Source organism: Frankia sp. CgMI4 (genome assembly GCF_001756285.1).
Lineage (GTDB): Bacteria > Actinomycetota > Actinomycetes > Frankiales > Frankiaceae > Frankia > Frankia casuarinae.
Genome location: NZ_MAQZ01000120.1, coordinates 1 through 14,746 on the forward strand (window position 1 = coordinate 1; position 14,746 = coordinate 14,746).

Genomic DNA, 14,746 nt, shown 5'->3' on the forward strand with positions numbered 1-14,746 from the left:
CCGAGAGGCGAGGCGGCATAGGTGATGAGCGCTATCGATCATCACGATGCAACGGGACGAGATCGCCCACGCGCTGTGCGGCTCCGTCACGACCACCATCACCGATGGATCAGTGGCAAAGATACGCCCCCGATCTCGCGTACCGGCCTCTGTGCCGGTAACCGCCTCCCCTCCGCTCGTCCAGAACGGCGCACCCGGTCCGACCGGGGCGGCTGAGCCGGGTGGTACTGAGCCGGGGTCAGCCCAGTACCACCCGGTGCGCGCCGGTGTAGAGGTTCATCGACGTACCGCGCACGAACCCAGCGAGCGTCATCCCCGCCTCCTCGGCGAGGTCCACCGCGAGCGTCGAGAGCGCGGAGACCGCCGCGAGCGCCGGCACCCCGGCCATCAGCGCCTTCTGCCCGGAACCGACGACAGCCACCGCACCCCGACGGGTCGGTCTCATCGGCTCCGGGGCCGGCCGGGACCGCGAAACGGCCCCGGCCGGTGGGAGGATTCGTTCCCTCAGTAGTTGACGCGAGTCCAGCTGAAGACGCCCGGGGCAGCCGGGTTGATCGTGAGCTTCAGGTAGTCGTTCGCCTGAGCGCTGCCATCGACGACGACGCGGGTCACGTTGGGAGCCTGCAGGGTCTTCGGGGCCAGCGGGTGGATGCCGTAGAGCGGGTCCGTGCTCGTGAACGGGTGGTCGACCCGGAAGTTGTGCGAGTCACCCTGCAGGATGAGCACCGGCTTACCGAAATGCTCGGCGAGGGTCCCGATCCGCTTGACGATGGGATCGAAGCCACTCAGCCCGTCTCCACCGGCGGCCAGCGCGCTGGTGTCCCACATATCGGCCTGCATGAGCAGCGCGACCCCCGGCGCCCCGGTCCGGCGTGCGACGTTGAACGCCTCGTTGATCCACTCAAGGTCCGCGTCAAGCCTGGTAGAATACTCTTTCCGCTGCTCCGCGGACAGCGGCGTCACCCCGAACCACGGGACGAGGTCGTTGTTGCTGCCCTGCACGTTAAGTGTCGAGAAAACCACACCGGACTGGGTCCACATGGTGTTCTCCACGAAGGGCGCGTAGGCCGGGTCCGCGGATTCGCTGGTGACCTGCCGGGCGTTCACGCCGAGGGTCCGGCCTGGGACAGGGAAGAACACCTGACGCAGTTTTCCGAGACGTTCGAGAGGATTGTAACCACCGTTGTTCGCGCGGTGGCAGTCGGTCCACTCGTTGTCGCCGGGGGTGTAGACAAAAGGATCCTGGAACTGGTCGAAATCCGACTTGATGGTGGCGAAGTACGAGTCCGAGCAGACGCTGCTGCCGTTCTTGATATCGCCGAGATGCGCGACCAGCGAAACGTCGGGATCGGCGTTGATCTTGCCGATGTCGGTGGGAAACTCGGCGATCTTGGCGGCGCCGTAGGGGATGTCGCCGATCACGGCGATCGTAGACGGAGCGGTCCCGGTCCCGGCGCCGAGCGGGGTGGCCGCGTTCGCCGAGATCGGGATCGACACGGACGCGGTCAGCGTACCCACGGCCAGTGCCAACAAAAGCCTGCGGTGCCGCATTGCCGGGCTCCTTCACCACGAGGACCGCACGGTTCTTTTCCGGGGACGGCGATTCATCGGGCCGACGGCCCGCCACCCGCACTCCGGACGTCCGGAAGCTATCGGGTCGACCGGAACGCCCCCGGAAGGGGTGATGAACCTTCACCCACGGCCAGCACAACACGGGTTACCCTACCCCTGCCATCTCGGCCGCTGAACACCGGCGGCCGGCGACGGRAGTCGATCGAGGGAGGCACCGATGGAGGCAGGGGCATCCCCTCCCCCGCGGACCGAGCGGACCGAGYGGACCGAGCGAGAATGTCGGCGCGTCGAGGAACGGGGGCTGTGGTTCGACGAGCTGGAGACCGACGTCGTCTACGTCCACCGGCCCGGGCGGACCGTGAGCGAAGCCGACAACACCCTGTTCAGCACGCTGACGATGAACACCCAGGCGCTGCACCTCGACGAGGCATGGAGYACGACCCAGACCTTCGGCACTCGGCTGGTCAACAGCATGTTCACCCTCGCGACGCTGGTCGGCCTGTCGGTGAGCCGGCTGACCCAGGGAACGACCGTGGCCAACCTCSGATTCACCGAGATCCGCTTCCCCGCACCGGTGTTCCCCGGCGACACGCTCTACGCCGAGACCGTGGTACGCGACAAGCGRCTCTCCCGCAGCCGACCCGGGCAGGGGGTGGTCACCTTCGAGCACACCGCGCGCAACCAGCACGGTGACGTGGTAGCCGTGGCGGTACGGTCCGCGCTGATGCTGCGCCGGGCGGCGGACCGGTGATCGGGCAGCTGCCCGGCCCGGCGTTGCTGTTCTGCCCCGCGGACCGGCCCGACCGATTCGCCAAGGCGGCCGCCGCGGCCGATGGGGTCATCCTCGATCTGGAGGACGGCGTGGCGGCGGCGGACCGGCCGCGGGCACGGCGCGCGTTGCGGGAGAGCATCCTCGACCCACTGCGGACGATCATCCGGATCAACCCCGCCGGGACCGCCGACTACGACGAGGACCTGCGCGCCCTCGCCGACACGCCCTATCCCGTCGTCATGCTGGCCAAGACGGAGTCCGCCGAGCAGGTCGCCGCCGTCGGGCCGCGCCGGGTCGTCGCCCTGTGCGAGACACCGCGCGGCGTGCTCGCCGCGGCCGAGATTGCGGCCGTTCCCACCACCATCGGCGTCATGTGGGGCGCGGAGGATCTCGTCGCCGCGCTGGGTGGCCGGTCGAGCCGGGACGAGGCCGGCCGCTACCGGGGCGTCGCCCTGCATGCCCGGGCGAGCGTCCTGCTGGCGGCCGGAGCGCACGGGCGGGTCGCCGTCGACTCCGTGTACCTGGACATCGCCGATGTCGACGGCCTCGCGGCCGAGGCTCGTGACGCCGTCGCGAGCGGCTTCGCGGCGAAGGCGTGTATCCACCCGAGGCAGGTCGCGGCCGTGCGGCAGGCGTTCGCGCCGTCCRCCGACGAGGTGGCGTGGGCGCGGCGGGTACTCGACGCGGCGACGCACTCCGCCGGCGTGTTCTCCTTCGAGGGACGGATGGTCGACGCGCCCGTCCTGCGCCACGCCGAACGCACCCTTGCCGCCACCGAGCATGATCCTGCTGTCGCCGTCACAGACTCACCCGCCGATCAGCGGCGGCGCCAGGACCTACCACGATCTGTGGATAACCCGGCCCGGCATGGCCCACCCCGGCCTGGCCGGGGAAACATGGAGGGTTGAGTACGGTCTGGCGGCGTCAGACCGTACTCAACCCTCCACAACTCTGCGTAGAGAACTCTGGTCAGCCGGTCGAGGTGAGCGCGGCGACGAGAGAGGTGTCGTGAGTCGCGGTCCGGAACCGGGAATCGTCGAGCACCCGCAGGAGGAAGGGCACGGTCGTGGCCACGCCCGGTCCCTCGATGCGCAGCTCTGACAGGGCCGAGCGCATCCGCCGGACCGCGCCGTCGCGATCCGGCGCCCAGGCGACCACCTTCGCCAGCAGGGAGTCGTACCGGGTCGGTATCCGGTAGCCGGGGTGCGCGTGGCTGTCCACCCGGACGAAGGGCCCGCCGGGGAAATGGCACTCCGTGAGCGTTCCGGGCGCGGGGGCGAATCCCCGGACCGGGTCCTCGGCGTTGACGCGGCACTCGATCGCGACGCCGCGCGGGACGACCGCGTCCTGGGTGAGGTCGAGTTTCTCCCCCGCGGCGATCCGGAACTGCTCGGCGACGAGGTCGATGCCGGTCACCATCTCCRTCACCGGATGCTCCACCTGCAGCCGGCAGTTGACCTCCATGAAGTAGTACGCACCGGCCGGGTCGACCAGGAACTCGACGGTGCCCGCGCCGACGTAGCCCGCCGTGGCGACCCCGCGCAGCGCGGCCCGCCCCATCTCCTCGATGAGGTCCGCGGGCAGGCAGGGCGCCGGCGTCTCTTCGATGAGCTTCTGGTGGCGCCGCTGCACCGAGCAGTCCCGGGCCCCCAGGTACACGCCGTTGCCGTACTGGTCGCAGAGCACCTGGATCTCCACGTGCCGGGCCGAGGGCAGGTACCGCTCGACGTACACCCGCCCGTCGCCGAAGACGGCCTGCGCGCCAGCCCGGGTCTCGGTGTAGGCGCGCAGGAACTCCTCGGGCTGCTCGACGATGCGCATCCCCCGACCGCCGCCGCCGGCGGCGGCCTTGATGATCACGGGATAGCCGATCCTGTCGGCGAACACCTCTGCCTCGTCCGCGTGGTCGATCGCGGTGTGGCTTCCGGGCAGCAGCGGAAGRCCCGCGGCAACCATCAGCGAGCGGGCGACGGCCTTGTCCCCGAGCTTCTCCATGACCGAGGCGGGCGGTCCGACGAAGGTGATGCCCTCGGACTCGCAGACCTCCGCGAAGTCCGCGTTCTCGGAAAGGAATCCGTATCCGGGATGGATGGCGTCCGCGCCGGCGAGCCGGGCGGCCTCGATGATCGTCGGGATGTTGAGGTAGCTGCGGCCGGCGGGGCCCGGACCGATCTGGACGGCCCGGTCGGCGAGCCGGGTCACCATGCTGCCGCGGTCGTCGGCCGAGTAGACGGCGACGGTGCGCAGGCCGAGCTCCCGGCAGGTGCGCAGGACCCGCAGAGCGATCTCGCCCCGGTTGGCGATCAGGACGGTGGTGACCATCAGCCGCGGGCGTCCGGATCAATGGCGATCAGCCGTTCGCCGTACTCGACCGATGTCGCGTCGGGCTGRCACACCTCGACGATCCGGCCGGCTGTGTCCGCCTCGATGGGGATCATCAGCTTCATCACCTCGAGGATCGCGACCTGCTGCCCGGCCTTCACGGTGTCCCCGACCCGGACGAACGGCCGCGCACCGGGTTCGGGAGCGTAGTAGAAGACCCCGACGCTCGGCGCGGTGACGTAGCTCAGGCCAGCGTCACCACCGGCGGTCGACGAGTCCGCCGGCCGCTCCTCGACCGGCGCGGCCTCGCCGGGAACGGCACCACCGGAAACGGCACCACCGGAAACAGCGCCACCGGAAACAGCGCCACCGGAAACAGCGCCACCGGAAACAGCGCCACCAGSAACGGAGCGAGGCGCGGGAACCGGATGACGACGCGGCGGCGCCGTCGCCTGGACGGGCTCGCGCCGGTCGTCACCGAGCTCGGCCAGGTCGGTCCAGGCCAGCTCCACGACGATGTCGCCGGCGGTCACCCGCAGGTGCGACGGCGGCCGCACCGCGTTCGCGTACAGGGCAAGGGCATGGTGCTGCACCGCGGCCAGGACGGTGTCGACGTCCGCCGCGTCGATGGCGGACAGCGGGCCGGACGCGGCGGTCGACCATCCCGGCGCCGTGCCCGGATCGTCGACCGCCCGGTTTCCGTTGGAGGAGACGGCGCCGGAGCGGCGCGCTGCCACAGTCGTGCTCATGAACTCTGCTCCCTGTGTTCGGAGTGTCCCGGGTGTTCGGAGTTGCCCGGGCGTCCCGGGGGTGACGCGCCGGCCGGCTCACCCGCCACCGCGCCGAAGCGACGGAAGCGCAGCCACCGCCGGTACACGAGCTCCTCCGGGCCGGCCAGTCCCAGCGTCGCCAGCGTCGCGCGCAGTGCGGCACCGACGAGCGCCGCGGCGTGGACGGGATCGGCCGCGGCACCGCCGTCAGGCTCGGGTACGACCCCGTCGACAATCCCGAGCTCCAGCAGCTGACGCGCGTCCACGCGCAGCGCCTCGGCAGCCTTCGGCGCGGCGGTCGCGTCCTTCCAGAGGATCGACGCGCATCCCTCCGGGCTGATCACCGAGTACACCGCGTTCGCGCACATCAGCACCCGGTCGGCGACCGCGAGCGCCAGCGCCCCGCCGCTGCCGCCCTCGCCGGTGACGACGGCGACAACCGGAACGGGCAGCGCCCCCATCAGGCGCAGGTTCTCGGCAATCGCGACCGACTGTCCCCGTTCCTCCGCCTCGACGCCGGGATGGGCGCCGGCGGTGTCGATGAAGGTGACCACCGGCAGGCCGAGCTTGGCCGCCAGCCGCATGACCCGCGCCGCCTTGCGGTACCCGGCGGGACTGGGCATGCCGAAGTTCCGCTCGCTGAGCTCCGCGACCGTGTGCCCCTTCTGGGTACCGATCACGGCCAGCCCGACTCCGCCCAACCGGCCGAGACCGGCGACCATCGCCGGGCAGTCGGCGGAGGCCCGGTCGCCGTGCAGCTCGTTGAAGTCGTCCAGCAGAAGCGAGATCAGGTCGAGAGTGGTCGGGCGCCCGAGCGCCCTGGCCTGCCGCACGGCGTCCCAGGGATGACGGACGGGCAGGTGGAGCACCTCGGTGATCACCCGCTCGGCTCCGTCATGCCCGTCGGACAGGCCGCCCCCGGCTGTGGCGCCCTCGGCCGTGGCGCCCTCGGCCGTGGCGCCCTCGGCCACCTCATGAACGCCGGTGGCGACGCGCAGGAGCCGGGACAGCGCGGCCCGCAGGTCGCCACGGGGAACGATCATGTCCACGATTCCGTGGTTCAGCAGGAACTCCGCCGTCTGGAAGCCGGGCGGCAGCTTCTGGCGGATCGTCYGCTCGATCACCCGGGGACCGGCGAACCCGAGGCGGGCACCYGGCTCGGCGACGATAACATCACAAAGAGTGGCGAAGGAGGCTGCCACTCCCCCGAACGTCGGGTCGCTGATCAGTGCCACGGTGAGCACGCCCGCCTCGTCGAGCCGGCCGAGCATCTGGCTCGTCTTGGCCATCTGCATCAGCGACAGCAGGCCTTCCTGCATGCGGGCACCGCCGGAGGCGGTCACAATCACCAGCGGTGTGCGCTCGGCCAACGCCAACTCGCCCGCCCGGGTGATGGCCTCGCCGACGGCCGATCCCAGGCTGCCGCCCAGGAAACGGAAGTCCATCGCCGCGACGATCACCTCGGCGCCGTCGATGCGTCCCCGCGCGCAGACGACCGCCTCGGCCAGTCCGGTCCGCTCGCGGGCCTGGCGCACCCGGTCCGGATAGGGGGCCGAATCGGTGAAGCGCAGCGGATCGGGATCCGCGGGCACGGGCGTCGCCAGCTCGGACCATCCCGGGTCCAGCAGCTGGGCGAGCCGACTCGGGGCCGTCAGCGGCGCGTGCCAGCCGCACTCCGGGCAGACCCGGTTGGCTGCGAGGAACCGCTTGCCATAGAGAAGGGTCCGGCATCCCCCGCACAGATGCCAGGCGAGGCGGTCCGCGGTCGACTCCGCCTCGACGGCTGGCACGGGCACGGGCGCCGGCGCGGTCGTGCCCGCGGTGGCTCCGGTCGTGGGCGCGGTCACCGGGCACCCGCCGTCAGGACGTACCGGTGCGCCGGCGAGCTCTCGCGCGTGGCCGGCGGTCGGTAGGCGGCCGCCCGCGCCGGCAGCCGCACCCCGGCGAACCGCAGCGCCGCGGCCCGCCCGGTGTAGGCGGCGCCGAGCATCAGCTCACCCGCGACGTCCACCGCGCTGCGCCGGTCGACGTCCGCCAGGTAGCTGCCGGCCGCCCAGGTGTTGAAGGCGCCCAGGGACGGGCCGCACCAGATCTGGTAGTCGGTGATCCGGTCGGGCGCGGCGGAGATCGCCCAGCCCGAGGACAGCCCGAGATACCAGCGGAACACCAGCGCCATCCGTCTCTTCGGGTTGGCCTGCGCGCGTTCGATCTGCTCCGGGTCGCGTCGGCTGAAGTAGTCGACGGTGTCGGCCCATACCTCGTCCACGGACCGGCGCAGGACCGAACGCTCCAGCCAGTTCCGATCCTCCGCCGAAAGGTCGTCGAGGGAGTCGTGGGCGCGGTAGAGGTCGTACAGCCGGCGGCCCCGCCCGGCGAACATCGTGCCGCGGCGCAGGACCTGCACCTCGGCGCCGATCTCGAACATGTCGGAGGCCGGCGCCATGTCGATGTCGTTCGGGCCCGCCTTCGCCAGCAGCGCCCGCGCCGCCRCCGACTGACCGGACTCGACGCACGCCTGGTTCACCGAACCGGTGACGACGTAGGCTGCGCCGAGCGCGAACGCGGCGAACACCGCCGATGGCGTACCGATGCCACCCGCGGCCCCCACTCTCGGCGGGCGGCGGTAGCCGAGCTCGGCGGCGATCCGGTCGCGCACCGCGATGATCTCGGGGAGCAGGACCGGGAGCGGCCGGCGGTCGGTGTGGCCGCCGGAGTCCGCCTCGACGGTGATGTCGTCGGCCATCGGCACCGTGCGGGCGAGCGCGGCCTGCTCGGCGGTCAGGGTGCCATCCGCCACCAGCGGGCGCAGCAGCGCGTCCGGGGCGGGGCGCAGGAAGAGCTCGGCCACCTCCCCGCGGGAGACCTTGGCCACCACCCGGTGCCCGACGTGTACGCCGCCAGCGCCGCCCGGCCGCAGCCCCGMGGCCCGGTAGGCGACGATCTGCGGGGTCAGCTCCAGGAACGCGGACGCCTCCACGCAGGTCACCCCGTGGCGCAGGCAGGCGGCCAGGATGGCCCGTTCCAGCTCCAGCTCGTTCGGGCTGTGGATCAGATTGCAGGCGAAGGGCGCCGGGCCGAGCTCACGGCGGATCCGCCCAAGCGCGTCGTCGATCCGGTCGGGCAGCACGCCGGCCGCCCCGTACGTGGCGAGGAAGCCCGCCCGTGCCATCGCCACGACCAGCTCCGGCGAAGCGATGCCGTTCGCCATCGCGCCGGTCATGTAGGGCTGACGCACCCCGTAGTCGGTCAGGAAGGACGCGGCTCCCAGCCGCTCGGGGCGGGCCGGCGGCGCCACAGCCAGCACCGTCGCCCCCGCCGCGCGCAGGCTCGCCGGGTCGTCGGTGGCCGCGATCGCGCCGCCCTGTTCGCTCACCACGACGCAGGGCGCGTCCAGCCGGGCGAGCAGGTCGTGGATCTCCTGGGCGGATCGCGCGAGCCGCGGCCCGCCCGATCCAGGGCGCGGCGTCGCCGGCGCGCCACGGACCGTCGTTGTCGTCGTCACCATGATTGCGCTCCTCTACCGCGCGCTTCGGCGGCGATGTCGGTCAGTCCGTAGATACGCATACCGGGTTTCCAGACGCTGGCGTCCGCGACGACCCGTGCCCGGGCACCGTCGCGGCGGACGTCCTTGATGTGGATCTCCAGCGTCATCTCCCCGTCATCCGGGCGGATCTGGCCGCGGTAGCGCCAGCTCATCGGCAGCCCGGCCGGCACGACGAAGACCGGCTCGACGAGGTCGTCGGTCAGGCCCTCCTGGACCATCCACTCCTGCAGCGCCTGGATGACGGCCTCGACACCCAGCGAGCCGGGCATCACCGGGTCGAGCCAGAAGTGCCGCGCGAAGAACCAGTCGTCCGGGCTCGTGGGGCGGACGGCGTGCAGGTAACCGCGGCCGAAGTCGCCGCCGCCGTCCACCACCGTGATCTGGTCGAGCAGGGCCATGGCGCCCTGGGCGCACAGCGGCGCGTTCGCGGCCCGCCGGGCGGCCACGTCGATGGTCCGCCGGTCCGCCTGCGCCGGGTTGGTGCGTTCCAGCCAGGTCGGCACGAACGCGCCCTGATCGAGACCGTTCTGGTTCGCCAGCGTCCGCTGGGTAAAGAAGCCGAACAACGACTCACCGACGTAGAACGGCTCGCCGTCACGGTCATCGCCGTCACGGCCGGACCCGTGCGATCCGGATCCGTCGACCGGCACGAGGAACAGCTCGTACTGGAAGTTCTGCAGGATCGCGCCGCTGAGCACGGTCGTGGACAGCAGGGTCGAACGCTGCCGGATGGTGCGTCCCGCCAGGTCCACCTCGCGCCGGACGGTCGCCGTGCCGTCGAGGTTGCGCAGGACGTAGTCGTTGGCCGGGTCGGTCAGGGTCGCACCCAGGTAGTAGCCCAGCAGGAGCGCCGACTGTAGCGATGTCTCCATGTGCACGATGTTCGGCATCGTCGGGCTGGGGCTGTCGGTGTAGTACCAGGAGTCCGCCGGCGAGTCGTACTCGGTGATCATCGACGCGCCGCCGCTGAGCTGACCGCGCGCGCCGTCCACCCGCATGACCCGGTCCACCAGCCGCAGGCCGCCGCCGGGCAGCCGGCAGACCGTCCGGCCCGCGGCGGAGGCGAACTCGGGACCGAGCGCGATGGCGAGGTCGCCGCGCGCCGCGTGGAACATCTGCAGCTCACCGAGCAGCGCCGACTCTCCGGTCGCGCCCACGCGGCCGAGGAAGGCCGGCAGGACGCCGCCGTGCGCCGGACCCACGGGGGTGCCCGGACGTTCCCGCACGGCCAGGGCGATCCCGCGGATCGTGGCGACCGGCCCGTGGGCGTCCCGCAGCTCAATGTCACCGCGCAGCCAGGGCCGCGGCACCAGGTCGATGTCGGTGACGGTCAGCACGAGCTCCAGACCGGCCTCGACGGCCGGCCCGGCACCGTGGCCGGGCGCGTGGATCTCGATCGACAGCCGGCCGAGCCCGTCGGGGAGTTCCAGCCGCTCGTCGGGCAGCGCGACGTCGAGGTGCGCATCCGCGATCACCAGGTGCAGACCGGCGGCCATCGCGAACACACTCACCGCCTGCCAGGAGGCGGTGAGCGCCGCGATGGCCAGGTGGGTCGGATCGGGCTGCCCGTCGTGCTCCACGCGGCCGGTCAGCCGGCTCACCGAGGCCCGCAACTGGCCCCGGCCGGCCGCGCCGCCCCGCGGCGCGAGCTCCGGCACGGCGGCCAGCGGACCGCCGGGGGCGAGCCGCACCGACGGGTTCACCCCCCGCTGGTCGTAGCGGGCGCCGAAGACGCCGGCAACGTCACCGCGCGTCAGCCGGTCCAGGTCACCGGCGTCGAGGGTGGTGCGGGTGGTACGGCCGGGCAGTTTGAACGCGTCCTCCGTCCAGCCGCGCGCGCCCCGGGAGCCGGAGGCAGCACCCACCGGCTCCAGGGCGGCGAAACCGGGCGGGTTCCCCGGCGCTTCGATGCCGGCGAACCCGGCAGCCCCGGCGAGACCGCCATGGCTCGCGCCGTCCCGCGCGAGCCACCGGAACACCCCGCCGAGGACCTCCAGGAGCACGTCGGGGCCGCGGGTGACCCGCAGCGCAAGTGTGACCTCCGCCGTGGCCGGGTCGAACCCGCCGGGGGCCCCGATGCGGGTGGTGGCCTGAACACGCAGCTCGTCCCCGACCCGGGGCAGCGGTCCGCTGGTCACCAGAGCCGCCCGGGTCAGCACCCAGTGCCCCCCTCCCCGGGGTGCCAGGTGCGCCGACCCGCGCAACACCTCGTCCAGGGCCTGGCGGACCACGGCGGGCAGCGACACCCAACCGTCGATCGCCGCGGCGTCCCGGGCCACGACGGTGACATCCACCGTCAGCTCGGCAGGCGCCGTGATCTCGACGGGGGCGATCGCGGGAGCGGGCCGCGGCGGAGTGCCGGGCGCCGAGGCACCCGCGTGCCCGGGGAGCCCCGTATCGTGGCAGGCCGGCCGGTCCACCGCCGGGGTGCCCCATCCCGGCCCACCCCGACCACGATCACCCACGGCGGCCGGAATCCGGCCGCCGGGCGGTGCGATGGCGGCCATCGCGGCCAGCGCCCGGTCGGCCAGGGCGGCCTGCGTGCGCATCGCCGAGGCGTGGGCCGCGACCACCGAGGCCCGCAGCCGACGCAGGGTGGCCGTGGCGTCGTCGACAGCCGGGGCGGCTGCCGTACCCACAGCAGCCGTGTGGCCCACGCCGCTCAGGACGTCCGCGCCGCGGGTGGCTGCCGTGATCTCCCTGCCCCCGTCGGCGTTGTCCTCCTCGCCCCCCTCGACATCGCCCCCCTCGACATCGCCCCCCTCGACGTCGTCAGGGCGGTGGGTGCCGCCGGGCCGCGCCTCGAACTCCGGGCCGGCCTGCATCGCCGCCCAGACGGCGGCGTCGGTGGGCTCGCCGTCGAAACCCAGCCCGTCCTGCGTCGCCTCGACCGTGATGGTCATCGTGATCCCTCCCATCGCCCGTGCAGTGCCTGGTCTTTCGGCCACCGACCGGACCTCATGCCCGGTCACCCGACTGCCACCGCTGCGCCCCCTGACGGATCAGATCCGCCATGTCCGGGGTGCCGACGAAGGTGAAGTCGGACAGGCGCTGCAGCACCCGTCCATCCGGGGTGTGGGCGGTCACGGTCACCGTGACCGTCATCGGGCCGGGTCGGACGTCGTCGACGACCACGATGAACGTCTCGTTGGCCGGCAGCGGAGCGAAGAACTCCGCGTGCCCGATCTCGATCGGCAGGGCGCCCACCTCGTTCAGGGTCCACCGGGCGAGCACGCTCCCGGCCGCGGCGAGGATGTCGCACAGGACCGGGCGGTGCAGCGCGCCCGCGAACGCGCCGCCGGCGAAGGGCAGTTCCGGCAGGCGGCACTCAGCCACCAGACGGCCCGGCTCCCGCACGAGCAGGCGCCGGATGCCCCGCATCAACGGCCCGTGGATGAGCAGCCCGTCGGTGTAGACCCAGGCCGCGTCCTCGCCCTGCTCGCCGAGCCGGTAACCATCGGCGGGCCARCCCGGGGCGGTCGGGGCGGCCCCGGCGGCCTTGCCGACCTCGGTGACCTCGGCGAGCACGAGGGTGYCCGCGTAGTGCGAGGTCGGCAACGCGCCGCCGCTGTCCCCGCGAACGGTCGCGGACACCGTCACCGGCCCGCCGTCACGCCCGTCACCGGGCCCACCGCCGGTCCCGTCGACGGGCCGCGCGTCGAGCCAGTAGTCCCGCAGGTGCGCCCCGTCGAACACGATCCCCTTGTGCACGATGAAGTTCCGGACCTCGACGACCTGACGCCCGGGCAAGGCTCGTTCGACCCCGTTGACCAACCAGCCGAGACCGGCGGTGGCGGGCAGCACCGGGGCCGGCCCGATCTGGTGCTGGTCGATGACCGTCTCGGTGTCCATAGCCGCTATCGAACGGTGCGCCACGAACGCGGCGGGCGCCGTGCCACCCGCGGCCCGCGCGAGCGGAGCGGATCCACCGATGAGGACCGCGCCATCCGCGCCGTGGCCGTCGACGAGTTCCGCGACGAAGCGGCGCGCGCCCTCGTCCGGCGGCAGCAGCGTCACGCCCCGGGAGCGGAAGAGCTCCCGCAGGTCGGCCGTGACCATCCCGCCGTCCCAGGCGCCCCAGTTCAGGGCGACCACCCGGCCGGTGAGCCCGGTCCGGGCCCAGGCCGCGACCCTGGTCAGCGCCTCGTTGGCCGTGGCGTAGTCGGCCTGCCCCGGGTTACCGAAGACACCGGCGACCGAACCGAACAGCACGAGATGACGCAGCGGTGCCCCCTCCAGCGCCGTGAGCACGGAGCGCAGGCCGGCGAGCTTCGGGGTGAGCACCGACCGGATGGCCGGGACGGTCTTGTCCGTGAGCATCGCGTCGGCGAGAGCGCCGGCGCCGTGCACGACGCCGGTGACCCGGTCACGCCAGGGCGCGAGCGCCGCGGCCGTCGCCACCGGATCCGAGGCGTCCACGGCCTGGTAGTGGATCCGCGCGCCGGTCGCGGCAAGGTCACCGAGGGTGGCCCGCACCTGCCGGACGGCGATCACGGCGGCAGCCGCGGCATCGACGTCGGGCAGCCGCACCTTGCGTCCCTCGGCACGGGCCCCGGCGAGATACGCCGCCTTGAGGCCGTCATCCTCGACTCCGGCCGCCCAGCCCGGCTCCTCAACCAGATTCGTGCGTCCGAGCAGGACGAACTCGCAGGAGGCGCGGCGCGCCAGCTCCTCGACGCAGCGCGCGGTCACTCCGCGGGCTCCGCCGGTCACCACCAGGACGTCATCCGGGCCCACCGGGGGCCGGAGCGTCGCCGGGGAGGTCGTCCCGGTCACCCCGGCCGCCTCAGCCACCCCGGCCGCCTCAGCCACCCCGGTCACCCCGGTCACCCCGGTCACCCCGCCCTGGACATACTCGACGGACCAGCGGCGTCCCTCGGGATCCAGACCGACCTCGACGACGTCCCGGGCGGAATCGACGGCCTCCGCCAGGACGGCCGCCGCGAAGGTGTCGTCGTCGAGCGCCGGATGGACGTCGACCGACCGGCAGACCAGCTCAGGTGCCTCGAGCGCGACGGTCTTCACCAGCCCGGTGATCCCCGCGGTGACCGCCCCGGCTATCGAGGACCCGCCCCGATGGCCGAGCAGCCCGTCGACCCGCGTCACCGTTAGGAAGGCCGCGCGCCGGCCCGCCGAGGCCGCCGCCCGCAGTGGTACGACGAGCCCCTTCGTGGCCAGGATGGCGTCGGCGAGCCCACGCGCGGCGACGTCGAAGTCGGCCAGCCCGGTGGCGCCGATCCCGGCTCGATCGTCCTCCCCGGCGCGGTCCGGCTCAGCCCCGGATCCGGCGCCCGGTGATGCCGGAGCGCCGAGGGCGAGCAGGCAGAGGTCCAGGCGGACCGATCCGGCGACAGCCGCGAGCGCCGCCTCGACCGCGGCGCCATCCCAGCCGAGGAGGCCGGCGGTGTCGGAACCCGCAAGGGACCCGATCGCGATCCGCTCGACCGAGATGCCGCGCTCCCTGAGGTGGCGGACCAGCGCCACACCACCGGCGTCACCGACCTCGATCACGAGCGCGCTGGGCTGGACGCCGAAAGGATCGTCGAGCGGGTCTACGGCCGGCAGAAGGCGCGRCACCGCGCGCAGCCGCTCGATGGGCGCCTCGGTCGGAACGGGGTGCGGCGCCGATGCAGTCGCCGTGGGCATCGACGCCGCCGTCTCAGTAGCGGTGGGCGGGGTCGACTCGGGTGCGGCGCTGGCCGGCGCGGTCAGGCCCAGGCCATCACGCAGGAACGAGGCCACATCCGCCAGCGTCCGCATCTCCGC

At 73.0% G+C, this 14,746-nt stretch carries 9 protein-coding genes and 1 pseudogene; 2 read left to right on the forward strand and 8 right to left on the reverse strand.

What is annotated here, in order from left to right; genetic code table 11:
• Positions 1-238: 238 nt before the first annotated feature.
• A pseudogene (locus Manayef4_RS20495) lies at positions 239-400 on the reverse strand (formate dehydrogenase accessory sulfurtransferase FdhD); the annotation flags it as partial.
• A 104-nt stretch (positions 401-504) separates the two neighbouring features.
• On the reverse strand, positions 505-1,551 hold the full coding sequence (locus tag Manayef4_RS20500; RefSeq protein WP_011437310.1) for a metallophosphoesterase: 1,047 nt from the start codon (positions 1,549-1,551) through the stop codon (positions 505-507).
• A gap of 238 nt (positions 1,552-1,789) precedes the next feature.
• Between Manayef4_RS20500 and Manayef4_RS20505 the strand changes: the two genes are divergently transcribed.
• The gene (locus Manayef4_RS20505; RefSeq protein ID WP_217494147.1) at positions 1,790-2,323 is read left to right on the forward strand and encodes a MaoC family dehydratase; all 534 of its coding nucleotides are present in this window, start codon (positions 1,790-1,792) and stop codon (positions 2,321-2,323) included.
• Positions 2,320-3,252 (forward strand): CoA ester lyase, encoded by a 933-nt coding sequence (locus Manayef4_RS20510; protein WP_070132944.1) that lies wholly within the window; start codon positions 2,320-2,322, stop codon positions 3,250-3,252. Before Manayef4_RS20505 ends, Manayef4_RS20510 begins: the two co-directional genes overlap by 4 nt.
• Positions 3,253-3,313: 61 nt before the next feature.
• Here Manayef4_RS20510 and Manayef4_RS20515 read toward each other — a convergent pair whose 3' ends face one another.
• The 6 genes from Manayef4_RS20515 to Manayef4_RS20540 all read right to left on the reverse strand — a co-directional run.
• Positions 3,314-4,666, reverse strand: a complete 1,353-nt coding sequence (locus tag Manayef4_RS20515) for an acetyl-CoA carboxylase biotin carboxylase subunit (RefSeq protein WP_070132946.1) — start codon at positions 4,664-4,666, stop codon at positions 3,314-3,316.
• Positions 4,666-5,415 carry an acetyl-CoA carboxylase biotin carboxyl carrier protein subunit gene (locus Manayef4_RS25520; protein WP_217494148.1) on the reverse strand — a complete coding sequence of 250 codons (750 nt, stop codon included), beginning with the start codon at positions 5,413-5,415 and terminating at the stop codon, positions 4,666-4,668. The genes Manayef4_RS20515 and Manayef4_RS25520 overlap by 1 nt, the downstream gene beginning before the upstream one ends.
• Positions 5,412-7,226, reverse strand: coding sequence for an acetyl-CoA carboxylase carboxyl transferase subunit alpha (gene accA, locus Manayef4_RS20525; protein ID WP_349257460.1), 1,815 nt, complete (start codon positions 7,224-7,226; stop codon positions 5,412-5,414). Before accA ends, Manayef4_RS25520 begins: the two co-directional genes overlap by 4 nt.
• A 53-nt stretch (positions 7,227-7,279) precedes the next feature.
• Positions 7,280-8,941: a PfaD family polyunsaturated fatty acid/polyketide biosynthesis protein gene (locus Manayef4_RS20530; protein ID WP_070132950.1), complete on the reverse strand. Its 1,662-nt coding sequence runs from the start codon at positions 8,939-8,941 to the stop codon at positions 7,280-7,282.
• Positions 8,935-11,883: a beta-hydroxydecanoyl-ACP dehydratase gene (locus Manayef4_RS20535; protein WP_139140166.1), complete on the reverse strand. Its 2,949-nt coding sequence runs from the start codon at positions 11,881-11,883 to the stop codon at positions 8,935-8,937. The genes Manayef4_RS20530 and Manayef4_RS20535 overlap by 7 nt, the downstream gene beginning before the upstream one ends.
• A gap of 55 nt (positions 11,884-11,938) precedes the next feature.
• Positions 11,939-14,746: KR domain-containing protein (locus tag Manayef4_RS20540; RefSeq protein ID WP_175443444.1), on the reverse strand; the 2,808-nt coding region annotated here is incomplete at its 5' end.